The organism is Geodermatophilus sp. URMC 61 (assembly GCF_052931555.1).
Genome location: NZ_JBRFHZ010000002.1, coordinates 1445026 through 1466576 on the forward strand (window position 1 = coordinate 1445026; position 21551 = coordinate 1466576).

General features: G+C 74.6%; 21 protein-coding genes and 1 pseudogene. 8 read left to right on the forward strand and 14 right to left on the reverse strand.

Translation table 11 applies throughout. The annotated features are described in order from the left end of the window. Nucleotides 1-34 precede the first annotated feature (34 nt). Entirely contained in the window at nucleotides 35-427 is a 393-nt protein-coding gene (locus ACU610_RS06720; protein ID WP_446766935.1) for a tautomerase family protein, read from the forward strand. Nucleotides 428-582: 155 nt separating this feature from the next. On the opposite strand, the gene ACU610_RS06725 is transcribed toward ACU610_RS06720, so the two are convergent. Both ACU610_RS06725 and ACU610_RS06730 read right to left on the reverse strand, forming a co-directional pair. Beyond that, a complete protein-coding gene (locus tag ACU610_RS06725; protein ID WP_446766936.1) occupies nucleotides 583-1200 on the reverse strand; it encodes a hypothetical protein in 618 nt (205 codons plus the stop codon). 184 nt (nucleotides 1201-1384) lie between these two features. After that, nucleotides 1385-1771 (reverse strand): annotated as a pseudogene (locus ACU610_RS06730) (FUSC family protein); the annotation flags it as partial. 194 nt (nucleotides 1772-1965) lie between these two features. Here ACU610_RS06730 and ACU610_RS06735 point away from each other — a divergent pair. Both ACU610_RS06735 and ACU610_RS06740 read left to right on the forward strand, forming a co-directional pair. Continuing rightward, on the forward strand, nucleotides 1966-2745 hold the full coding sequence (locus ACU610_RS06735; protein WP_446766937.1) for a DeoR/GlpR family DNA-binding transcription regulator: 780 nt from the start codon (nucleotides 1966-1968) through the stop codon (nucleotides 2743-2745). 291 nt (nucleotides 2746-3036) lie between these two features. Continuing rightward, entirely contained in the window at nucleotides 3037-4458 is a 1422-nt protein-coding gene (locus ACU610_RS06740) for a sugar porter family MFS transporter (protein WP_446766938.1), read from the forward strand. Nucleotides 4459-4658: 200 nt separating this feature from the next. Here ACU610_RS06740 and ACU610_RS06745 read toward each other — a convergent pair whose 3' ends face one another. The 10 genes from ACU610_RS06745 to iolC form a co-directional block, all read right to left on the reverse strand. After that, nucleotides 4659-5720 (reverse strand): DUF3500 domain-containing protein, encoded by a 1062-nt coding sequence (locus tag ACU610_RS06745; protein WP_446766939.1) that lies wholly within the window; start codon nucleotides 5718-5720, stop codon nucleotides 4659-4661. Then, nucleotides 5717-5848, reverse strand: a complete 132-nt coding sequence (locus ACU610_RS06750) for a hypothetical protein (RefSeq protein WP_446766940.1) — start codon at nucleotides 5846-5848, stop codon at nucleotides 5717-5719. Before ACU610_RS06750 ends, ACU610_RS06745 begins: the two co-directional genes overlap by 4 nt. Before the next feature lie 480 nt (nucleotides 5849-6328). After that, on the reverse strand, nucleotides 6329-7822 hold the full coding sequence (locus ACU610_RS06755) for a CoA-acylating methylmalonate-semialdehyde dehydrogenase (RefSeq protein ID WP_446766941.1): 1494 nt from the start codon (nucleotides 7820-7822) through the stop codon (nucleotides 6329-6331). 27 nt (nucleotides 7823-7849) lie between these two features. Then, nucleotides 7850-8794 carry a sugar phosphate isomerase/epimerase family protein gene (locus tag ACU610_RS06760; RefSeq protein ID WP_446766942.1) on the reverse strand — a complete coding sequence of 315 codons (945 nt, stop codon included), beginning with the start codon at nucleotides 8792-8794 and terminating at the stop codon, nucleotides 7850-7852. After that, nucleotides 8791-9879: a Gfo/Idh/MocA family protein gene (locus ACU610_RS06765; protein WP_446766943.1), complete on the reverse strand. Its 1089-nt coding sequence runs from the start codon at nucleotides 9877-9879 to the stop codon at nucleotides 8791-8793. Before ACU610_RS06765 ends, ACU610_RS06760 begins: the two co-directional genes overlap by 4 nt. After that, on the reverse strand, nucleotides 9876-10871 hold the full coding sequence (locus ACU610_RS06770) for a sugar phosphate isomerase/epimerase family protein (RefSeq protein ID WP_446766944.1): 996 nt from the start codon (nucleotides 10869-10871) through the stop codon (nucleotides 9876-9878). Before ACU610_RS06770 ends, ACU610_RS06765 begins: the two co-directional genes overlap by 4 nt. A gap of 31 nt (nucleotides 10872-10902) precedes the next feature. Then, nucleotides 10903-12852 carry a 3D-(3,5/4)-trihydroxycyclohexane-1,2-dione acylhydrolase (decyclizing) gene (gene iolD, locus ACU610_RS06775; RefSeq protein WP_446766945.1) on the reverse strand — a complete coding sequence of 650 codons (1950 nt, stop codon included), beginning with the start codon at nucleotides 12850-12852 and terminating at the stop codon, nucleotides 10903-10905. Further along, nucleotides 12849-13739: a 5-deoxy-glucuronate isomerase gene (iolB, locus tag ACU610_RS06780; RefSeq protein WP_446770698.1), complete on the reverse strand. Its 891-nt coding sequence runs from the start codon at nucleotides 13737-13739 to the stop codon at nucleotides 12849-12851. The genes iolD and iolB overlap by 4 nt, the downstream gene beginning before the upstream one ends. A 145-nt stretch (nucleotides 13740-13884) precedes the next feature. After that, on the reverse strand, nucleotides 13885-14808 hold the full coding sequence (locus ACU610_RS06785; RefSeq protein ID WP_446766946.1) for a class I fructose-bisphosphate aldolase: 924 nt from the start codon (nucleotides 14806-14808) through the stop codon (nucleotides 13885-13887). Beyond that, nucleotides 14801-15763 (reverse strand): 5-dehydro-2-deoxygluconokinase, encoded by a 963-nt coding sequence (iolC, locus tag ACU610_RS06790; RefSeq protein WP_446766947.1) that lies wholly within the window; start codon nucleotides 15761-15763, stop codon nucleotides 14801-14803. Before iolC ends, ACU610_RS06785 begins: the two co-directional genes overlap by 8 nt. A 213-nt stretch (nucleotides 15764-15976) precedes the next feature. Here iolC and ACU610_RS06795 point away from each other — a divergent pair, with 213 nt between their 5' ends. Then, complete coding sequence (locus ACU610_RS06795) at nucleotides 15977-16705, forward strand: GntR family transcriptional regulator (protein WP_446766948.1); 729 nt, start codon at nucleotides 15977-15979, stop codon at nucleotides 16703-16705. A 182-nt stretch (nucleotides 16706-16887) separates the two neighbouring features. Further along, nucleotides 16888-17130 carry a hypothetical protein gene (locus tag ACU610_RS06800; RefSeq protein ID WP_446766949.1) on the forward strand — a complete coding sequence of 81 codons (243 nt, stop codon included), beginning with the start codon at nucleotides 16888-16890 and terminating at the stop codon, nucleotides 17128-17130. 63 nt (nucleotides 17131-17193) lie between these two features. Here ACU610_RS06800 and ACU610_RS06805 read toward each other — a convergent pair whose 3' ends face one another. Further along, nucleotides 17194-17454 carry a hypothetical protein gene (locus tag ACU610_RS06805; protein ID WP_446766950.1) on the reverse strand — a complete coding sequence of 87 codons (261 nt, stop codon included), beginning with the start codon at nucleotides 17452-17454 and terminating at the stop codon, nucleotides 17194-17196. A 417-nt stretch (nucleotides 17455-17871) separates the two neighbouring features. Then, complete coding sequence (locus ACU610_RS06810) at nucleotides 17872-18075, reverse strand: hypothetical protein (protein WP_446766951.1); 204 nt, start codon at nucleotides 18073-18075, stop codon at nucleotides 17872-17874. Nucleotides 18076-18144: 69 nt separating this feature from the next. Between ACU610_RS06810 and ACU610_RS06815 the strand changes: the two genes are divergently transcribed. The 3 genes from ACU610_RS06815 to ACU610_RS06825 all read left to right on the forward strand — a co-directional run bounded on the left by ACU610_RS06815 (nucleotide 18145) and on the right by ACU610_RS06825 (nucleotide 21371). Then, entirely contained in the window at nucleotides 18145-19029 is an 885-nt protein-coding gene (locus ACU610_RS06815) for an alpha/beta fold hydrolase (RefSeq protein WP_446766952.1), read from the forward strand. A 69-nt stretch (nucleotides 19030-19098) separates the two neighbouring features. Next, nucleotides 19099-19296, forward strand: coding sequence for a DUF1918 domain-containing protein (locus ACU610_RS06820; RefSeq protein WP_446766953.1), 198 nt, complete (start codon nucleotides 19099-19101; stop codon nucleotides 19294-19296). A 5-nt stretch (nucleotides 19297-19301) separates the two neighbouring features. Continuing rightward, entirely contained in the window at nucleotides 19302-21371 is a 2070-nt protein-coding gene (locus ACU610_RS06825; RefSeq protein WP_446766954.1) for an elongation factor G-like protein EF-G2, read from the forward strand. The last annotated feature ends 180 nt before the right edge of the window (nucleotides 21372-21551 follow it).

A 21551-nucleotide genomic window follows, 5' to 3' on the forward strand; every position in this document is an offset into this window, starting at 1 on the left:
ACGTCGGCTCACCTGCCGCCCACGGAGGGTCCTCATGCCGCTCGTCCGGATCGACGTCGTCGAGGGGCGCCGCACCGCCGCGGAGCTCCGCCTCCTGGCCGACACGGTCCAGGAGGTCATGCTGGACGTCTTCGCCGCGCCACCCGGGGACCGCTACCAGGTGGTCTCCGAGCACCGCCCGGGGCAGCTCATCTGCGAGGACACCGGCCTGGGCATCGGGCGCACCGATGACCTCGTGGTGCTGCAGGTCTTCCAGCAGGGGCGCTCGGAGGAGCAGAAGCGGGCCCTCTACGCGGGCCTGGCGCAACGGCTCGAGAAGGCCACCGGCCTGGCGCCCAGCGACCTGGTCGTCTCCGTCGCCACGAACACCCGCGAGGACTGGTCCTTCGGGCTGGGGCGTGCCCAGTTCCTCGAGGGCGACCTCTGAGAGGACTCCCTGCCCCGCACCGTGGAAGGGCCCCGGCCTCCCACCCTTCGCCGGCTCGGGACGGGGACCCGGCAGGGGGCCGCCGTTCTCCGTCACCGCCGTCTCACCCTCCGGAGGAGCACGTGTCCGCACGGGCGTCGTCGAGCGAGCCGACGTCAGGCGCCCTCCCCGGACGGGCGCCCGCGGAGGGTCCCGCTGCCGTGTCCGGCCGGTGCCCGGCGCGCGATGCGCAGCCGCTGTCCCGCCGTGACGGCCGCACGCCGGGCCCGGGAGGAGCCTGCGGCGGCCGGCCGCGGCGGCGGGCCCTCGACCGCACCGAACTCGTCCAGCATCCGATCGATCGTCGCCAGCAGGGTCGAGTTGAGCTCCCAGAGACCGGCGTGGCTGCGCGGGTCGCCGATCAGCAGGTCCTGCATCAGTGCCCGGCCGCTGCGGAGCGCCTCGAGCGCCCCGGACAGCCGGTTCCGCCCGCCCTCCTCGGCGTCCGGGGTCTCCGAGACCAGCACGTGGCCGAACTCGCGGACCACGTTGCCCATGCGCTCGAGGAGGCTCGCGACGGTGCGCCGGACGATGTCGGCGTACACGGCGTTCTCCTCGACGCCGGTCCGTTCCCGGGTGGCGTCGTCGATGGTCCGGAACAGCGTGCGCAGCGACACGGAGGCGTATTCGAGCGCGTCCAGGCCGGTCCGCGTCCCCCGGCCCACCGGCGGGACCCGCAGTGCCCGGACGTTGAGCCGGCGGCTCTCCTCGGCGTGGGCCAGCGCCCGGTCCACCCGGGGGGGCGTGCCGGTTGAGCCGGCGGGCGTCCTCCAGCCAGCGGGTGGACTGCTCCACGGTCACCGGCCCGGCGCTCAGGGCCGACGCCGCGTCGTGCAGCACCCCGGCGATCTCGTCGGCGAACCCCTGCAGCGCGCGGGTCGCGTAGCGGGTCTGCACCGCCGGCGGGAAGACCACGTTGGCCAGGACGCCGACGGCGGCCCCGATGAGCGTCTCCACCACGCGGGCCGAGCCGACGGACTCCACTCCCGACGCGCCGAGCACGAGCATGGCGCTGATCGGGACCTCCACCAGGTGCGGACCCAGCCGGAGCAGCTGACCGACCAGGATCGAGGCCGCGACCAGCGCCGCCAGGCTCCACCAGGTCAGCCCGACGACGGCGGCGAACAGCACCGCCAGGGACACGCCGGACACGACGCTCAGCACTCGCTGGACGCCGTTGAGCAGGGTGCTGCTCAGCGTCGCCTGCACCACGAGCAGGGCGGTGAGCGCGGCGATCAGCGGTGGCGGGGTGTGCAGCCCGACGACCTGCGCGACGAGGAAGGCCGCGACGGTCGCCCCCGTCATGCGGGCCGCGCGGAAGGCGGCCGAGCGGCCCCGTCCGCGGACCCGCAGGACCAGTGCGGCGACGCGACCTCGCACGGGCCGCTCGGCCGGCCGGCGCCATGCAGTCACGGCGTCATCCTCGCCGGTCCGCGCGGTCCCGGCTGCCCGCCTCGCCGCGGGGGCACGGCACCGCGCGGGCACCCGGAGGCCGCGCCGTGACCGCCCCGGGACCGCCGCGCGGGGCGCCCGAGCGGCGGGCCTGGATCCTCACCACGCTGCGGACCGTCGGCTTCCTGTCCGTGGCCGACCTGGCCCGCCAGCTGCGCGTCTCGCAGATGACGATCCGACGGGACCTGCACGACCTGCAGGCCACCGGCCGCGTGCGGCTGGTCCACGGCGGGGCCAGCCTCGCCCCGCGCGAGCTGCGGCTGGCCGCCTTCCCGGAGACCGAGCACACCGAGGACCAGGAGCGGGTCGCCCGGCACGCGGCCGGCCTGGTCGGTTGCCGCGACACCATCGTCCTCGACGCCGGCCCGATGGGCGTGGCGATCGCCCGGGCCCTGCCGCCGTCCTTCACCGGCTGCGTCCTCACGCACTCGCTGCCCGCGCTGTCGCTCCTCACCCGGGAGCGGGCGGGGCGGGTCGTCGCGCTGGGCGGCGAGTTCCTCCCGGCCCGTTCGGCCTTCGTGGGGCCGACGACGGAGGCCGCGGTCGCCCGGCTCCGCGCGCGGACGTTCTTCGTGTCGCCGTCGGCCGTCGACTCCCGCGGCCTCTACGCGCAGTCGCCGGCGGAGGCCAGCGTGCAGCGCCGGCTCGTGGACATCGCCGACGAGGTCGTCCTCGTCGCCACGCAGGAGGCGTTCGAGACCTCTGCGCCGGCGCTGATCGAGCCGCTGGACCGGCTGACGGCGGCGGTCTGCGACCGCCGGCCGCCCGCCGGGCTCGAGACCGCGCTCGGACGGGTGGGGGTGGTCCCTCGTGTCGCCGGCCGCTGAGCCCGGGCGCCCGCCGCCCACCCGACGCCGGGTCCTCTTCCGCCGCCGCGCGCCCTGAACACGCGGTGTGCGGAACCCATCCGCGGATGTGCGATCCCGAACACGCACGTGTCTTGAAACTGCCATTCCGCCCGCCTAGCGTCGCCGTCCGAGAACGGCGGGAGCCGGGTGTGCGACCCCTCTGTCAGCCATTCCGCACTCAGGCCGCACGCGGCCTGTTCCCGAGAAGAGGCGCCAATGTCGGCGATCCATTCCTCCCACGGCGGCCACTCCGGTGGGACGTCCGCCGGTGTGCAGCGCTCACCTGCGAACAACCGCTTCCTCATCAAGCTGACCGTCATCTCCACGCTCGGCGGCCTGCTGTTCGGCTACGACACCGGGGTCATCTCCGGTGCCCTCCTCTACATGGGCGAGGACCTGAACCTCACCCCGCTCAGCGAGGCGGTCGTGGTCAGCTCCCTGCTGTTCCCGGGCGCCGCGTTCGGCGCGCTCCTCGGCGGCAAGCTCGCCGACGCCCTCGGCCGCAAGGGCAGCCTGCTGGTCTGCGCGGGGCTGTTCCTGTTCGGCGCGCTGATCTGCGCGATCGCGCCCAACGTGGTGATCATGACCACCGGGCGGATCCTGCTCGGCTTCGGCGTCGGTGCCGCCGCGGTGACCTGCCCGCTGTACCTGGCCGAGATGGCGCCCGTCGACCGGCGGGGGCGGATGGTGACGATCAACGAGCTGATGATCGTGACCGGCCAGTTCCTCGCCTTCGCCATGAACGCGCTGCTGGACGCGATCATCCACGACCCGCACGTCTGGCGGTGGATGCTCGGCGTCGCCACGATCCCCGCGGTCGCGCTGTTCGTCGGGATGTTCTTCCTCCCGGACTCGCCCCGCTGGTACGCCGTGCGCGGGCGGCTCGACCAGAGCCGGCGCGTCCTCGAGCTCGGCCGTGCCCCCGAGGAGGCGGCCGAGGAGTACAACATCATCGCCGTGCACGCCCAGCGCGACCTCAACGAGGACAAGGGCGCGGCCATGCGCGACCTGCGGGCCTTCCCGTGGATGCGCCGGATCCTGTGGATCGGCTGCGGTCTGGCCACCATCCAGCAGGCGACCGGCATCAACACCGTGAACTACTACGCGCCGACCATCCTGGAGTCGACCGGCCTGGGTGCGAGTGCGTCCCTGGTCCTGACGATCACCGTCGGCGTCGTCGCGATCATCGGGACCGTCCTGGGCATCGTCCTGATCGGGCACTTCAACCGCCGCCCCCTGCTGCTCACCGGGTTCACGGGGGTCGCGGCCGGGCACGCCGTCCTGGCGCTGTCCTTCCTGCTGCCCGAGACGGCGTTCCGGAGCTACCTGATCCTGGCCGCGATGCTGATCGTCGTCTTCTTCGTGCAGACGTTCATCGGCACGCTGGTCTGGCTGCTGCTCTCGGAGATCTTCCCCATGACGATCCGGGGGTTCGCGATGGGCATCGCGGTGTTCGTGCTCTGGACGGTGAACGCGGCGATCTCCTTCGCGTTCCCGCCGCTGGTCGCCGCGCTGGGGGCGACCCCGACGTTCGGGCTCTTCGCGCTGATCAACGTCGGGTCGTGGTTCTTCGCCAAGAAGTTCGCTCCGGAGACCCGCGGCCGCACGCTCGAGGAGCTCGAGGACGACTTCCGGACGCACGACGCCGCGCACCTGGTCCACGAGGCCCCGGCCGGCGTCCGGGGCGGCTGAGCACCCCGGCCCCGCTGGCGCCCGCCCCTCCCGGTCTCCCCGGGGGCGGCGGGCGCCGCTGCGTGCGGGACCGTCGCGGGGCGCGGCTCCCCCGGACCATCGGGGGCGGGCGGGCGACGGGACACCCCCGCGGCGGCTGCGGGGCCCGGGTGCGGAGGGGGCGTCCCCGGTGGCGGGGCGACCGGCCCTCGGAGGCGTCGTCAGCCTCCGTGGTGCTCGGCGAGGTGGGCGGCGAGGGCGTCCAGGCCGAAGTCGGCCTCCGGGTCCCGCCACACCGAGTGCGCGTGGTTGCCACCCTGCTGCGTGTTGTCCCACTCGGCGAGCAGCCGCGAGCCCTGCAGCCGGTGGTAGTGCGGGCGTCCCGGCTCCGTGGGCCCGGCCCATGCCAGGTGCACGGCGTCGACGTCCACGGGCGGGGCCAGCCCGTCGGGTGCCCGGCCCACGTAGGCCGACACGAGCGCCTCCAGGAGCGCCCGCCGGTCGCCGTCCAGCTCGCTCCCCGCGAGCCCCAGCGGGGAGGCGCTCAGTGGCAGCAGCCCGTCGTCCGGCCCGGCCTCGGTCTCGCCGGCGCCCGGGAGCCGCGGTCGGTTGCCGCTGACGATGTCCGAGGGCGCCCGATTCAGCAGCACGGCCCTGGCTCTCAGCGCAGGTGGCAGGGACCGCACCAGGTCGCGGGCCAGGTCCTCGGTCGAGCCGAGCGGCCGCAGGGTGCCGCCCCCGAGGAGCGGGGCCGCGGCCGGGTTGGCGCCGATGAAGCAGGGCGTCACCGCCCGAACCCGGCCGCCGACCACGAGGTTGTTGAGGGAGACGTGGTGACCGCCGAAGCGCCAGCCCCACGGGGCGGGTCCGCCCGGCTCCCCGAAGACCCGCAGGTAGTACAGGCCGGGATCGCGGTAGCGCTCCCGGTCCCCGCTGCCGCGCGGGAAGTGCTCCGCGCGGTCGAGCACGTTCTCCAGGCCCATGACCGCGCAGACGGTCACGTAGCCGGCTGCCGAGAGACCGGTGGACACCAGGTGCATCGCCAGGGACTGCTGGACCGGCCGTTGCCGGCCCAGGGGGAGCCCTCCGTGGTCGGTCGGTACGTAGTGCCAGCGCAGTCGCTCGGCTTCGGCCTGCGGCCCGTCCGAGGGCCCGGGCCACTGCGCCGGGCCCCGTTGTCCCGGGTCGAGCGAGGCCAGCCACGCCGACGCCGCTGCCGCCATCCGGCCGGCGACGACCCCGCCCGCGGTGTCCCTGTCCGGCGCGCCGGCGGCGGGGGTCAAGGGTGCCGGTCCCGCGTCGACGTGGTCACCCCGTCGGGCGCCGGCTCCCGGGCCGTGTCCGCCAGCAGGTGCAGCGGTCCGGGGGTGCGTCGTCCCCCGACGACGTCGCCGATGCGGACCACGGGCACGGCTCCGTCCTCCGAGGGCAGATCGGGTGGGCCGGGGCAGGGCCCGGACGACGTACCGGTCGTCGGCCGAGCGTCCGTCCTGCACGAGCCGGACCCGCCTCACACCCGAGCTGCGCAGCGGGGTGTCGAGGTCCTCCCGCACCGTCGGCAGGTCGGCGTCCCCGGCCTGCGCAGGTGTCAGGAAGGACTCCCGGCGCGGCATCCGGTGCTGGGCACCGAGGCACTCGACGCGGTGGCGGTTCCTGGTCTCGTCCGGCGGCGGCACCTTCCCCCCAAGGACCTCCGGCTCCTGGCACTGCTCGAGGACCGGAGAGCGCTGGTGCCCCGGCTCGGTCCGCGGGCTCGGCGGGCGCAGGCCACCTCCCGGTGACGTCGTCGGGCGCGGCCCGAGGCCGGCGCCGGCGGAGACGTGTCTCGCCGGCGCCGGCCGGTCCGGTGGCCGCGCCCCGAACGGGCGAGCGGGGGCCGTGGGGGCCCTCCTCAGGCGTTCTGGGGGAAGCCCAGGTTCAGGCCGCCGTGGCTGGGGTCCAGCCAGCGGCTGGTGATGACCTTGCCGCGGGTGAAGAAGTGCACGCCCTCGGCGCCGTGGGCGTGCGAGTCGCCGAACAGGCTGTTCTTCCACCCGCCGAACGAGTAGTAGGCCATCGGCACCGGGATCGGCACGTTGATGCCGATCATCCCGACCTCGACCTCGTGCTGGAACCGCCGGGCGGCGCCACCGTCGTTGGTGAAGATCGCGGTGCCGTTGCCGTACTCGTTCGCGTTGATCAGCTCGACCGCGTGCTCGTAGGTGTCCACCCGCAGCACCGAGAGCACCGGGCCGAAGATCTCGTCCCGGTAGACGCTCATGCTCGGTTCGACGTGGTCGACCAGGGTCGGGCCGAGCCAGAACCCGTTCTCACCACCGTCGGGGGTCACCTCGCGGCCGTCGACGACGATCTTGGCGCCCTCCTTCTCGCCGGCCTCGACGTAGGACTCGACCCGGTCGCGGTGCCGCTTGCTGATCAGCGGACCCATGTCGCAGCCCTTGCGGCCGTCGCCGGTACGGAGCGTGTGGGTGCGCTCGGCGATCCGGGCGACCAGGTCGTCGCCCACCTCGCCGACGGCGACCACCGCGCTGATCGCCATGCAGCGCTCGCCGGCCGAGCCGAACCCGGAGTTCACCGCGGCGTCGGCGGCGAGGTCGAGGTCCGCGTCGGGCAGCACGACCATGTGGTTCTTGGCCCCGCCCAGGGCCTGCACCCGCTTGCCGTGCCGGGTGCCGGTCTCGTAGACGTACTGGGCGATCGCGGTGGACCCCACGAAGGACACCGACTGGATGTCGGGGTGCTCGAGCAGCCGGTCGACGGCGACCTTGTCGCCCTGGACGACGTTGAAGACGCCGTCGGGCAGCCCGGCCTCCTTCCACAGCTCGGCGATCCACAGCGACGCCGACGGGTCCTGCTCGCTGGGCTTGAGGACGACGGTGTTGCCGGTGGCGATGGCGATGGGGAAGAACCACATCGGCACCATCGCCGGGAAGTTGAACGGGCTGATGATCGCGACCGGTCCCAGGGGCTGGCGGATCGAGTGCACGTCGACGTTGGTCGAGGCGTTCTCGGTGAAGCCGCCGCGGACCAGCGAGGGCACGCCGCAGGCGTACTCCACGACCTCCTGGCCGCGGGAGACCTCGCCCAGGGCGTCGTCGAGGACCTTGCCGTGCTCGGCGGTGATGATCGCGGCCAGCTCGGGCTTGCGGGCGTTGAGGAGCTCGCGGAAGCGGAAGAGCACCTCGGTGCGCTTGGTCAGCGAGGTGTCCCGCCAGCCGGGGAAGGCGGCCGTGGCGGCGGCGACGGCCGCGTCGACCTCCTCGGTCGAGGCGAGGGCGACCTCGCCGATGACCTCGCCGGTCGCTGAGTCGGTCACCTCTCCGGTTCGGCCGCTGGCGCCGTCGCGGCGGGCGCCGTCGATCCAGTGCGGGATGTGCGTGGGCATGGTGCCTCTCTCGGGGTCGGTCCGCCGTCAGGGAGCGGTGTCGTCGGGGAGCGGGGTCTGCGGGAAGTTGGGCCGGGAGGTGCCGGCAGCGCCGGCACCGGAGACCGCGTCGCCGGAGAAGTGCTTGCCGACCAGCCGGCGGATCGCGTCGAGCATGCGGATGCCGGACTCGCGGGCCTGGTCGTCCCAGCCGAAGACGCAGGTGGTGAGGACGCCGTCGAAGCCGATCCCCGCCAGGGCGGCGAAGGCCTCGTCGAAGTCGACGTCGCCGCGGCCGATCTCCATGTGCTGGTGGACGCGGGTGGTGTTGCCCGGCGGGTTGGTGATGTAGCGCAGCCCGTCGGAGGCCCGGTGGTCCATCGAGTCGGCCACGTGCACGTGGGTGAGCAGCTCGCCGGCGTTCGCGATGATCCCCGGCGCGTCGTCGCCCTGGTGGAACGTGTGCGGCAGGCAGTACAGGAAGGACACGCAGGGCGAGTCGATGCCGCGGATCATGTCGAGTGCCGGGAGGCCGAGCTCGATGAAGTCGTCCGGGTGCGGCTCCATCGCCAGCTTGACGCCCTCCCGCTCGAAGACCGGCAGCAGCTCCTCCATCGACCGCCAGAACATCGCCTCGGCGAGCTCCGGTGCCTCCGGGCGGCCGTTGAACTCGGAGTTCATCGTGTCCACGCCGAGCTCGACGCAGATCTCGATCGCCCGCTTCCAGTAGCGGACGGCGGCCTGCCGCTCCACCTCGCCCGGGCCCGACCAGCGCATGACCGGCAGCAGCGAGGTGACGCCCACGCCGGCGTCGGCCAGCCGGGACTTGAACGCCCGGACGGTGGCGGTGTCCACCCGCGGGTGCTTGAAGAACGGGATGAAGTCCTCGCGGGGCGAGAGCTCGATCCACTCGTAGCCCATGCCGGCGACGACGTCGGGCAGCTCCAGCAGCGGCGTCGTCCGCAGCATCTGCGGGTCCAGGGCGATCCTCACGACTGCGCGCCCCCCCGCGTCTCCAGCCGGACCTCGGTGCGCCGGCCGGTGCGCAGCGCCTCGACGCCGGCCGCGCACACCGCCTGGGCGGCGTACCCGTCCCAGGCGCCTGGGCCGTCGACCTGGCCGCGACGGGCGGCGTCGACCCAGCGCTGCAGCTCGATGTCGTAGGCGCGGCCGAAGCGCTGCCGGAAGTCCGGGGCGATGCCGGTCGAGCGCAGCGCCCCGGCCGGTCCGCCGGTGGCGCGGACCAGGCCCTGGTCCAGGCCGATCATCGCGCTGCCGTCCTCGCCGACAACCTCGGTGCGCACCTCGTAGCCCACGCCGGTGCTCACGAAGCACTCGACGTCGACCATCCGGCCGCCGGTGGTCTCGAACAGCACGAGCAGCGGGTCGGACTGGCCGGCGACGGCGTGCCGGGTCGCCCGCGGCCGCAGCACGGTCACCGCGGTGATCTCCTCGTCGAGGAGGAACCGGGCGACGTCGACCTCGTGCACCACCGAGTCGTTGACCATCATCTCGCTGGTGAAGTGCGGGGGGACGGCGGCGTTGCGGTGCGCGCAGTGCACCACCAGCGGCTCGCCGAGGGCACCCGCGTCGAGGAGGGCCTTGAGCTCGGCGTACTCGGGGTCGAAGCGGCGCATGAAGCCGACCTGGACCAGCCGGCGGCCGGTGCGGGCGGTGTACTCGTCCTCGGCCCGCACCAGGGCCAGCGAGCTGTCGGCGTCCATGGTGAGCGGCTTCTCGCACAGCACCGGCTTGCCGCGGTCGATGCAGGCAAGGACCTGCTCCTCGTGGAACTGGCCGGGGGTGGCGATCAGGACGGCGTCGACGTCGTCGTCGGCGATCGCGGTCAGCGGGTCGCCGATCACCCGGCAGCCGGGCACGGTGGCGGCCACCTGCTCGGCCTTCTCGGTGAACGCGTCGCTGACCGCGACGACCTGGGCGCCGGAGATGCGGCTGTAGAGGCGGGCGACGTGGTCGGCGCCCATCATCCCGACGCCGAGCACGGCGACCCGCAGGTCGCGCGCGGGGACGTCGGCGAAGTCCGGGAGCGCCCCGGTGCGGGTCTCGGCGGTGGTCACGCCTGGGTCTCCGATCCGGTGGCGGGGGTCTTGGGGGCGCCGATCTGCAGCGACGGGAAGCCGCAGCTGCCGATGTAGCGGTGGGTGCGCTGGGCGATGGGGAAGGGCACGTCCGGCGGACAGGGGTACAGGTCGTGCTCGACGATCGCGAAGACGTCGAGCCCGTGCGCCTCGATCGCCTCGAACAGCGGCGGGTAGGCCGGGACGCCGTTTGGGGGCTCGGTCATGGCCCCCATCGGCACCGCGGCCGCCCAGGTGATGTCCTCCGCGAGGACGCGGTCGATCACGGCGGGGTCGACCTGCTTGAGGTGCAGATAGCCGATCCGCTCGGGGTACTTGTTGATCAGCTCGAGGTTGTCGCCGCGGTAGTAGCTGACGTGCCCGGTGTCCAGGCACAGCGGCACGTACTGCGGGTCGGTGTCGGCGAGGAACCGCTCGATGTCGCGCTGCCAGCCCACGTGCGTCTCCGCGTGCGGGTGGAAGGCGATCGACAGGCCGTACTCCTCCTGCACCGCCCTGCCCAGCCGGGTGACGCCGGTCGTCTTCGCCTCCCACTGCTCGGGAGTGAGGTCGCGGGACTCGACGTCGGCGCCGGTCTTCTGGTCGCGGAAGGTGTCCGGGATGACGACCACGTGGGTGCCGCCCATGGCCTGGGTCAGCGCGGCGACGTCCTTGACCTGGCTCCACACCGCGTCCCAGGAGTCGGGGCGGTGCAGGTGCTCGAACACGGTGCCGGCGGACACCCGCAGGCCGCGGGCGGCCAACTCGTCGGACAGCCGGGCGGGGTCGGTGGGCAGGTAGCCGTAGGGCCCCAGCTCGATCCACTCGTAGCCGCAGGCGCTGACCTCGTCGAGGAAGCGCTGCCAGGGCACCTGGGCCGGGTCGTCGGGGAACCAGACGCCCCAGGAGTCGGGCGCCGACCCGATCCTGATCCGGCTGCGGCTGGACTCCCGGCCGGTCTGGTCGGCAGCCGCGGCGTTCTGCACGGTCATCTCTTCTCTCTTCCGGATGAGGGCGGGCGGATCAGGACGGGGAGGTGCCGCGCTCGGACGGCGTGAGGTAGGCGGGTCGCTGGACGGCCTTCCAGCGGTCGTAGACCGCGCGGGCGTCCTGGGTGCTCTGCAGGGTCGAGACCTCGCTGACCGGCACGTCCCACCACGACTCGCTGGAGGGGGCGTCGACCAGGGGGTCGGTCTCGACGTGCACGACCGTCGTCCGGTCGCTGGCCTTGGCCTTGCGCAGCGCGGCCTCGAAGCTCGGGCCGTCCTGGGCGACCAGGACGTCGACGCCCAGGCTGGCCGCGTTGGCGGCGAGGTCGACCGGCAGCACGTCGCCGTCGAGCCGGCCGGACGCCGAGCGGTAGCGGTAGCGGGTGCCGAAGCGCTGGGACCCCAGCTGCTCGGACAGCGCGCCGATGGAGGCGAAGCCGTGGTTCTGCACCAGGACGACGACGATCTTGACGCCCTCCTGGACGGCGGTGACCAGCTCGGTCGGCATCATCAGGTAGGAGCCGTCGCCGATCATCACGAAGACGTCGCGGTCGGGGCTGGCCATCCGGATGCCGATGCCGCCGGGGATCTCGTAGCCCATGCAGGAGTAGCCGTACTCGACGTGGTAGCCCTTGCGGTCGCGGACCCGCCACATCTTGTGCAGGTCGCCGGGCATGGAGCCGGCGGCGCAGACGACGACGTCCCGCGGCGCGGAGACCTCGTTGACCATGCCGATGACCTCGTTCTGGGTCAGCCGGCCGCCCTCGCCGGCGCTCGGGGTCTCCGGGTGGTAGGCCGCCTCGACGGTGGCCTCCCACGCGGCGGCGAGCTCCGCGGTGCGGGTGCGGTACGCGTCGTCGACCGACCAGCCGGCCAGCGCGTCGGTGAGCGCGGTGAGCGTCTCCCGGGCGTCGGCCTGGATGCCGACGCCGGCGTGCTTCACCGCGTCCAGCGCGGCCACGTTGACGTTGACGAAGCGCACGCCGGGGTCGTTGAAGGCGGTGTGCGAGGCGGTGGTGAAGTCCTGGTAGCGGGTGCCGATCCCGATGACGACGTCGGCCTCGCGGGCCAGGGCGTTGGCCGCCGTCGTCCCGGTGGAGCCGATGGCGCCCACCGACTGGGAGTGGTCGTAGGGCAGGGCGCCCTTGCCGGCCTGGGTCTGCCCGACCGGGATGCCGGTGGCGGAGACGAAGGCGTCCAGGGCCTCGGTGGCCTGCGAGTAAATGACCCCGCCGCCGGCGACGACCAGCGGCCGGCGGGCCGAGCGGATCACCTCGACGGCGCGGGCCAGCGCGGCCGGCTCGGGCAGCGGCCGGCCGACGTGCCAGGTGCGCTCGGTGAACAGCTCGACCGGCCAGTCGAAGGCCTCGGCCTGCACGTCCTGCGGGAAGCAGAGGGTGACCGCGCCGGTCTCGGCCGGGTCGGTGAGCACCCGCATCGCGCCGAGGAGCGCGCCGGGCAGCTGCTCGGGCCGCCAGATCCGGTCGAAGTAGCGCGACACCGGCCGGAAGGCGTCGTTGACGGTGACGTCGCCGCTGTCGGGCCGCTCGAGCTCCTGGAGCAGCGGGCCGGCCGAGCGGGTGGCGAAGGTGTCGGCCGGCAGCAGCAGCACCGGCAGCCGGTTGATGGTCGCCAGCGCCGCGCCGGTGAGCATGTTGGTCGAGCCGGGGCCCACGCTGGTGGAGACCGCCCAGGTCTGCAGCCGGTCCTTGGCGCGGGCGTAGGCGACGGCGGTGTGCACGACGGCCTGCTCGTTGCGGCCCAGCACGTAGGGCAGGGCGCCGGGCTCGTCGATCTCGGCCTGCAGCAGGGCCTGGCCGAGGCCGGCGACGTTGCCGTGCCCGAAGATGCCGAAGCAGCCGGCGAACAGCCGCTGCCGCTGCCCGTCGCGCTCGGTGTGCTGCTGGGCCAGGAAGCGGACGACGGCCTGGGACACGGTGAGCCGCACGGTCTCGGTCCGGGCCGGCGTGGGGATCTCGCTCACGGTCGGGGTGCTCCGTTCTGCTCGGTGCCGGCGGGGGAGTGCAGGGGTAGTCGGGGGTCGACCGGTTCGTCGGCCCAGGTGCCGCGGATCCAGGTGTGCGCGGGGTCGTCGACGATGCGCCAGGCGCGCTCGGTCCCGGGACCGGCCATGACGTTGAGGTAGTAGAGGTCGTGCCCGGGGGCGGCGATCGAGGGGCCGTGCCACCCGTGGGGGATGAGGACGACGTCGCGGTCGCGCACCTCGGCGAGGACGTCGATGGGCCGCTCAGGGGTCCCGTACACCCGCTGGTAGGCCAGACCCGGCTGGCCCTGCGGTCCGGCGGCGACCTCGAAGTAGTAGATCTCCTCGAGCTCGCTCTCCATCTCGGAGGTCTCGTCGTGCTTGTGCGGCGGGTACGACGACCAGTTGCCGCCGGGGGTGATGACCTCGCAGGCGATGACCGCGTCGGCCTCGAAGACGTCGGCGGTGGCGAAGTTGTTCACCTGACGGCTGCACCGGCCGGCGCCGCGCAGCTCCACCGGCACGTCCGCGGCGGGGCCGTAGCGGACCGGCAGTCGCCGACGGGCGCGGGCCCCGCACAGCGCGAACCGCCCCCCACCGCGGCTGGACAGGGTCGCCGTGGCCCCGAGGGGGAGGTAGGCGAAGTCGGTCGGCCCGGCGAAGACGCCGCTGCGCCCGGCGAGAGTCAGCACCTCGCCCTCGCACTCCACGGTCAGGCCGCCCTCCAGCGGGACGACGACGACCTCGTCGGGGCCGGTGTCCAGGTCGTGGCTGCCGCCGGCGGGCAGCTCGAGCACCCGCAGGCTCGAGTGACCCCAGCCGGCGGACTCGGGGGTCACCTGCAGGGTGTAGGGGCCGGCGGCGGCGCTGCCGGCGGGCAGGTGCAGCGAGCGAGAGCGCCCCTGCCCTCCGGGAAGGACCCCGTCCTCCTCATCCCTCGCACGCTCGGGCGAGCCTCCGGACGGGGTCACCCGAGGCTCGCGGCGGGCCCCTGCAGGGGGGCCTTCAGACCATGCCGTCATCGTGGCGCCTTCAGTGGACCAGGGACACGGCGGTGTCCACGGCGGCGGCGACGTCGTCGTCCGGCGGGTAGAGGAGGGTGCGGCCCACGACCAGGCCGCGCACGGCCGGCAGGGCCAGTGCGTCCCGCCAGCTGGCGTAGGTCTCCTCCGGTCGGCGGGAGGGATCGCCGCCGAGCAGCAGCGTGGGCAGGGTCGTGGCGTCCATGACCCGCTCCATCTCGGCGACCACCGGGAGCTTCATCCAGGTGTAGGCGGAGGTCGCGCCGAGGCCCTGCGTGATGTGCACCGACTTGATGACCGCGTCGGGGCTGAGGTCGTTGGTGACCCGGCCGTCGACCCGTCGGGACAGGAACGGCTCGAGCATCGCCACCACGCCGGCCCGCGCGAGCTCGGTGACCGCGCGTCCGGAGGTCTCCAGCATCCGCACCGTGCCCGGGTCGTCGAGGTCGATCCGGTTGAGCATCTTGGCCGCGTCGAACCGGGCCTCGACGACGCCGGCGACGTCGTAGCCGGTCATCCGGTCGTCCAGCTCGAAGCTCGCGCCGGCCAGGCCGCCGCGGTTCATCGAGGCCACGACGACCTTGTCCTCGAGCGCACCGAGGAGCAGCAGGTCCTCGGCGATGTCGGCGGTGGCCAGCAGGCCGTCCACGCCGGGGCGGGCGAGCGCGGTGCGCAGCCGGTCGAGCATGTCGGTGCGGCTGTTCATCGCCGTGGGCCGTCCCTGCGCCGCGAGCGCGCCGCGGGCCGGGTGGTCGGCGGCGACGAGCATCAGCCGCCCGTCTTCGGGCAGGAAGGTCGGCCGCCGGCGCCGTGCGGCCAGCGCCCGGCGGATGGCCTGCGGGTCCCGGCTGCGGATCTCGGTGACCTCGGCGTAGGAGGTGCACACCGGCGGGGTGCCGAGCACCTCGGCGGGGGACAGGGCGGTGTCAGACACGGGTGCCCTCCAGGGAGGCGGTGACGGAGGCGTCGATCTCGGCGGCGGTCGGCATCGCGGTGGAGCACTCCAGCCGGGAGGCGACGATCGCCCCGGCGGCGTTGGCATTGCGCAGCAGCCGTTCCAGCGGGAGCCCGGTGAGCAGGCCGTGCGCGAGGGAGCCACCGAACGCGTCGCCCGCGCCGAGGCCGTTGACGACCTCGACCGGGGTGGGCGGGACGACCACCCGCTCGGTGCGGGTCTTGCCGAGGACGCCGCGCGGGCCCTGCTTGACGATGGCGAGCTCCACGCCGGCGTCGAGCAGCGCGTCGGCGGCCGAGTCGGGGTCGGTCTCGCCGACGGCGACCTCGCACTCCTCGCGGTTGCCGACGGCCACGGTCACGTGGGGGAGGGCCGCGCGCACCTGGGCGGTGGCCTCCTCCCGCGAGGCCCAGAACACCGGCCGGTAGTCGAGGTCGAGCACGGTGTGCCGGCGGCGCCCCCGGGCCTCCCACGCCGCGTGGTGGGCCGACCGGCTGGGCTCCTCGGACAGGCCGGTGACCGTCGCCCAGAACAGCCCGGCGTCCCGGATCGCGGCCAGGTCCAGGTCCTCCGGACGGATCTGCAGGTCCGGGGCGGTGGGCCGGCGGTAGAAGTACAGCGGGAAGTCGTCGGGCGGGAAGATCTCGCAGAAGGTGACCGGCGTGGGGTGCGCGGGGTCGACCACGACGAACCGGTCGTCGACGCCGAGGTCGCGCAGCGCCCGACGGACGAAGCGCCCGAACGGGTCGTCGCCCACCCCGGTCACCAGGGCGCTGGAGTGGCCGAGTCGGGCCGCGGCGACCGCGACGTTCGCCGCGCTGCCCCCGAGGAACTTCCCGAACGTCTCGACGTCCTCCAGGCCGACGCCGACCTGCAGCGGGTACACGTCGACCCCGCTGCGGCCCATCACCACCATCTCGACGGTCTCTGTCACGGTGTGCTCCGTCCCCCTGCTCGTCGTCCGGCTGCCCCCTGGGACTGTGCTCCGCGACACAACAAGGTGTCAAGAGTTTGTAAGGACATAAGGCCAACCTGACGTCCATGGACGGTGGTCCCCGAAGAGGTGAGGACAACAGGACGTCCCGAGGTGCGATCATGGGCTTGCGGAGCCGCCGAGCCGCCGTGGCCCCGCACCGGAGGAGGCCCTGTGCTGACGATCGACCTGGACCGCTCCAGCCCCACGCCCCTGTACTTCCAGCTGGCCCAGGCCATCGAGGGTGCGATCACCGGGGGCGACCTCCCGGCCGGCTCGCGCCTGGAGAACGAGATCCTGCTGGCCCAGCGCTACGGGCTGTCGCGGCCGACCGTGCGGCGGGCGGTGCAGGAGCTGGTCGACAAGGGGCTGCTGGTCCGCAAGCGCGGCGTGGGCACCCAGGTCATCCAGCCGCACGTGCGCCGCTCGGTGGAGCTGACCAGCCTCTACGACGACCTCTCCCGGTCCGGGGAGGCACCGACGACCGAGGTGCTGTCCCTGGAGCGGGTCGCCGCCTCGGCCGACGTGGCCAAGGAGCTCGACGTGGCCGAGGGTGACGAGATCGTCGTGGTGCGGCGGCTGCGCCGCTCGCGCGGGGAGCCGCTGGCGCTGCTCACCAACCACCTGCCGGGCCGGTTCCACCCGACCGTCGAGGAGCTGACCGAGCGCGGGCTCTACCAGTACCTGCGCGCCCAGGGCGTGCACCTGCGGGTCGCCCACCAGCGCATCGGCGCGCGGCTGGCCCGCGCCGAGGAGGCCCGGCTGCTCGAGGAGCCGCCCCGCACGGCGCTGCTGACCATGCAGCGCACCGCCTTCGACGACCAGGGCGCGCCCGTCGAGTACGGCCGGCACGTCTACCGCGCGTCGCGCTACGACTTCGAGACCACGCTCGTCGGCCGCTGACCGCCCGCGTGCCGGAGCTTCGGCACGACCTGTGCCCCAGCGGACCTCCGGGGGCCCGTGGTGTCGGCCACATCTGCCCACCCGTGGTGGGGACACTCACAGTGCGCCAGCGAGATCTGCCAAGGGGATGGGCGGATCATGGGAGAGGAGACATCGACCAGCACAGCCCCACGGAGACCGCCATGCAGGGCACCTCGTTCGCCATCGCCGCCACCACGCCGGACCTCGGGTTCACGGGGTGGCTCCGCCGCCGCCAGGACGAGCGGCGCGCCCGCCGCGCCCTGCAGCGCGAGCTCGCCGACTACGCCACCGTCAGCGAGCGGGACGACCTCGCCGCGCTGATCGCCGGCCGCGGGGACGCCGAGAGCGAGGCCGCCGACGTCCTCGTCCGCCAGGCCCGCCGCGACCTCTTCCGCGCCTCCTGAGGGCGGACCCCGTCCTCCCCGCTCCCAGGCTCGCGGCGAGCCTCGGGACGGGGCTCGCCGCGTTCAGCTGAAGGGGTTCTCGCCGGCCTCGATCTGCGCGGCGAACTCGCGCAGCGCCGCCGTGTCGGGGGTCGCGCCGGCCTCCCGGATCGCGGCGTCCAGCGCGGCGAGGACCTCATCGGCCCTCCGGCCGGCCATCGCGTCGCCGATGTCGGCCAGCGTGGGGGCGACCCGCTCGCTGACGGGCTCCGTCCGCCGGCGCACCGGCGGCCGCAGCAGGCGCAGCAGCTCGTCCTGGATCCCGGGCCTCGCTCGACGCGTCACGTCCGGTCTCCTCGACGGGCAGGGGGAGCCCGCCCGGTGGGGCCCACGGCGAGCCGCCGTCAGTGCACACGGTCCCCCCGGCGTGGGCAACCCCGCGCCCCGCGGGCCCGGCCTCCGCGACGCCACCGGGTCAGTCGGCGAGGGAGTCGGCGAGGTCGAGCGCGACCAGCAGCCGCCCGCCGTCCCCTGCGACCGCGTAGACCAGCTGCCCGTCGGCCACGTGCCCCTGCGAGGCCGTTGCGGCCGAGCGCCAGCACGGGGTCCATCGCTGCAGGTGCGCCGGCCGGCGTCGTCCGCCGACGGGTCCGGTCTGCGGGGACGGGGAGCCGCACCCGCCGACACCGCGCAATCTACCGTTATCCCCAACTTGCGCGGCCGCGACGAGAGGCCCGGCCGGACCGCGCCGGAGGACGAGCGTCAGCTCGACGCGCGTCGGGCACACTCCGGGCAGGGCGACGCCGAGCCCAGGCCGCGCCGCCCGGCCCAGCTGCCCTGGACGACCGCGACCGGGGCTCCGCAGACGGCGACCCAGGGCGGCGGCCCGTCGGCGGCCTCCCGGGGGACGGCGTGGGCGAGCTCGCTCTCCTGGTCCCGGCCGGCCGCGTGCTGGGGGCTCGTCATGCGACCAGCATGGGCACCGCCCCGGACCGCGGTCGACGGGGGCCGGACGCGCGCGCCAGGCTGCCCTGCATGGAGCACCGCATCCCCGTGGCGCCGGGCATCGAGCTGTGGGCCGAGGAGCGCGGTTCCCCGGCCGGCACGCCGCTGCTGCTCGTGATGGGCGCCAACGCCAGCGGGCTCGTCTGGCCCGAGGCGCTGGTCGACCGGCTGGCGCGGCGGCACCGGGTGGTCCGGTACGACCACCGCGACACCGGCCGTTCCACCCGCGCGTACGGGAGCGCGCCGTACGCCGTCCGGGACCTGGCCACCGACGCCGTCCGCCTGCTCGACGGGCTCGGCGTCGACCGGGCGCACGTCGTGGGCATGTCGATGGGCGGCACGCTCGTGCAGCTGCTGCTGCTCGACCACCCCGACCGGCTGCGCAGCGCCACCGTGTTCGCCACCTCCGCGCTGGGCAGCGGCCTGGCCGACGTGGCGGGGGAGAGCGACCTGCCCGGCCCCGCTCCGCACGTCCTCGAGTACTGGGCCTCGATGGGCGAGGAGCGCGACCCCGAGGCCGAGCTCGCCTGGCGGGTGCAGCACTGGCGGCTGCTCAACGGCACCGGCGTCCCCTTCGACCCCGCCGAGTTCCGGGCGATCGAGGAGCGCGTCGTCGCGCACAGCGGCAGCTCCCGCACCCCGGTCGCGCACGCCCTCGCCGACCCGTCCGGGCTCGACCGCGGGGCCGAGCTGGCCGCCGTCCGGGTGCCGACCCTGGTCGTCGAGGCGCCCGAGGACCCGGTCAACCCACCGCCGCACGCCGAGCACCTGGCCGCGGTCATCGGCTCGGCGCGCCTGCGGACCGTCCCGGGGATGGGCCACGCGCTGCCCGCCGCCGTGGTGGCCCTGCTGGCCGACGCGATCCTGTCGCACACCGCCGCGGTCGACGCAGAGGAGGGGCGCCGGGTCCCTTGATCGGCCCCGCCCCCGGAGGCAGGCTGTGACCCACAGCACACCTACGGGGGCAGCTGCCAGGAGGTCGTCGTGCAAGCACGTGTCGGAGACCGGATCGTCGTCCACTCCACCCACCAGGGAGAAGCCGAGCGCACCGGCCGGGTGCTCGAGGTGCGGGGGGAGGGCGGCGGGCCGCCCTATGTCGTCCGGTGGGACCCCGACGGGCACACCGGTGTCTTCTACCCGGCGGGCACCTGCGCCGTCGTCCCCGAGCCGGCGAACGGCTGAGCGGCGTGGCCAAGGAGACCGTCGCCGCACCGAGCCCGCGGCCGGCCGAGCAGGTGCGCAACGTGGCCCTGGTGGGTCACGCGGCCGCGGGCAAGACGACCCTCGCCGAGGCGCTGCTGGTCGCCACCGGCGCCCTGAACCGTGCCGGCCGGGTGGAGGACGGCACCACCTGTCTCGACAGCGAGGAGGTGGAGGTCCGCCAGCAGCGCTCGGTGTCGCTCGGCGTGGCCACCGTCGAGCACGACGGGCACCGCATCACCCTGCTGGACACCCCCGGCTCCCCGGACTTCGTCGGGGAGCTGCGGGCCGGCCTGCGCGCGGCCGACGCCGCGCTGTTCGTCGTCTCCGCGGTGAACGGCGTCGACGCGGGCACCGTGCAGCTGTGGGAGGAGTGCGCGGCGGTCGGCATGCCGCGCGCGGTGGTCATCACCCAGCTGGACCGCGCCCGCGCCGACGTCGAGGAGACCGTCCGGCTGTGCCAGACGATGCTCGGCACCGGGGTCTACCCCGTCCACCTCGTCGAGCGGGGCCCGGACGGCAGCGTCACGGGCGTGGTCAACCTGCTCCAGCCCGGCGCCGAGGCCCCGGACGCCGACCGGCTGCGCAGCGAGCTCATCGAGGGCATCATCGGCGAGAGCGAGGACGAGGCGCTGATGGAGCGCTACCTCGCCGGTGACGAGCTGGTCCAGGGCGACCTGATGAACGACCTGGAGACCGCGGTCGCGCGGGGCCACTTCCACCCGGTGCTCTGCGCCGCCCCGCTGCAGGGCATCGGCATGGACGCGCTGCTCTACCTGCTGGTCAACGGCTTCCCGTGCCCGATGGAGCACGGCTGCCCACCGGTGACCCGGCCCGACGGCTCCCCGGCGCCCGGGCTGTCCTGCGACCCGGAGGGGCCGCTGGTCGCCGAGGTGGTCAAGACGACCACCGACCCCTATCTCGGCCGGGTCTCCCTGGTCCGCGTCTTCTCCGGCACCCTGCGCCCGGACACCGCGGTGCACGTCTCCGGGCACGGCATGGCCGACCGCGGACACCCCGACCACGACGTCGACGAGCGGATCGGGGCGGTGAGCTCGCCGCTGGGGGCGACCCTCCGCCCGGTCGCCGCCTGCCCGGCGGGCGACATCTGCGCCGTCGCCCGCCTCGCCGCGGCCGAGACCGGGGACACCCTCTCCTCGCCCGAGGACCCGCGGCTGGTCCCCCCGTGGGACCTGCCGACCCCGCAGCTGCCCGTGGCCGTCGAGGCGGCGTCCCGGGCCGACGAGGACCGGCTGGCCACCGCCCTGTCCCGGCTGGTCGCGGAGGACCCGACGGTCCGCCTCGAACGCCGTCCCGACACCGGGCAGCTGCTGCTGTGGTGCGTCGGGGAGGCGCACGCCGAGGTGCTGCTGGAACGGTTGCGCTCCCGGCACGGCGTCGCGGTGAACACCGTGCCGGTGCGGGTGCCGATGGTGGAGACCCTGGCCGGGTCGGCGCGGGTCACCGGCCGGCTGGTGAAGCAGTCCGGCGGGCACGGCCAGTACGCCATCGTGGTCGTCGAGGCCGAGCCGGGCGAGCCGGGCTCCGGCGTCGTCTTCGAGCAGCGCATCGTCGGCGGCACCGTGCCGAGCCAGTACCACGGCAGCGTGGAGAAGGGCATCCGCGCGCAGGCGGAGAAGGGCGTCAACGGTGACCGGCCGATCGTCGACGTCCGCTTCACCCTCGTCGACGGCAAGGCGCACTCCGTGGACTCCTCGGACGCGGCGTTCCAGTCCGCCGGCGCGCTCGCCGTCCGCGAGGCCGCGGCCGCCGCGGGCACCCGGGTGCTCGAGCCGTGGTGCGAGGTGGAGGTGGCGGTGCCGGGGGAGTACGTCGGTGCGGTGATGAGCGACCTGTCCGGACGGCGGGCGCGGGTCACCGGCAGCGACGCCGACCCCGAGCGCGACCGGACGACGGTGCGCGCCGAGGTGCCCGAGGTCGAGCTGCTCGGCTACGCCGGGGCGCTGCGCTCGGTGTCGCACGGCACCGGCAGCTTCACCCGGCGGCCGATGGGCTACGAGCCGGCGCCCGCGTCCCTGACCGCTGTGCCCGCCTGAGGACGGACGCCCTGCAGGGGGCCGCCGTCCTCCCCGCTCGCAGGTTCGCGACGAGCCTCCGGACGGCGCCGGCGGGACCCTGCAGGGGGCCGCCGGCCAGGGCGCGGGCCTCGGGGGAGTGTCGGCCCGCGGGAGTGTCGCAGCGGGACACTAGCCTCGGGGCCGGTGTCCAGCGGGTGC

What these genes read in the sequence shown, in the direction of transcription:
- ACU610_RS06720 (WP_446766935.1), top strand. Translation starts at nt 35, where the DNA reads ATGCCGCTCGTCCGGATCGACGTCGTCGAGGGGCGCCGCACCGCCGCG.
- ACU610_RS06755 (WP_446766941.1), bottom strand. Translation starts at nt 7,822, where the DNA reads ATGCCCACGCACATCCCGCACTGGATCGACGGCGCCCGCCGCGACGGC.
- ACU610_RS06770 (WP_446766944.1), bottom strand. Translation starts at nt 10,871, where the DNA reads ATGACCGTGCAGAACGCCGCGGCTGCCGACCAGACCGGCCGGGAGTCC.
- ACU610_RS06800 (WP_446766949.1), top strand. Translation starts at nt 16,888, where the DNA reads ATGCAGGGCACCTCGTTCGCCATCGCCGCCACCACGCCGGACCTCGGG.
- ACU610_RS06810 (WP_446766951.1), bottom strand. Translation starts at nt 18,075, where the DNA reads ATGACGAGCCCCCAGCACGCGGCCGGCCGGGACCAGGAGAGCGAGCTC.
- ACU610_RS06815 (WP_446766952.1), top strand. Translation starts at nt 18,145, where the DNA reads ATGGAGCACCGCATCCCCGTGGCGCCGGGCATCGAGCTGTGGGCCGAG.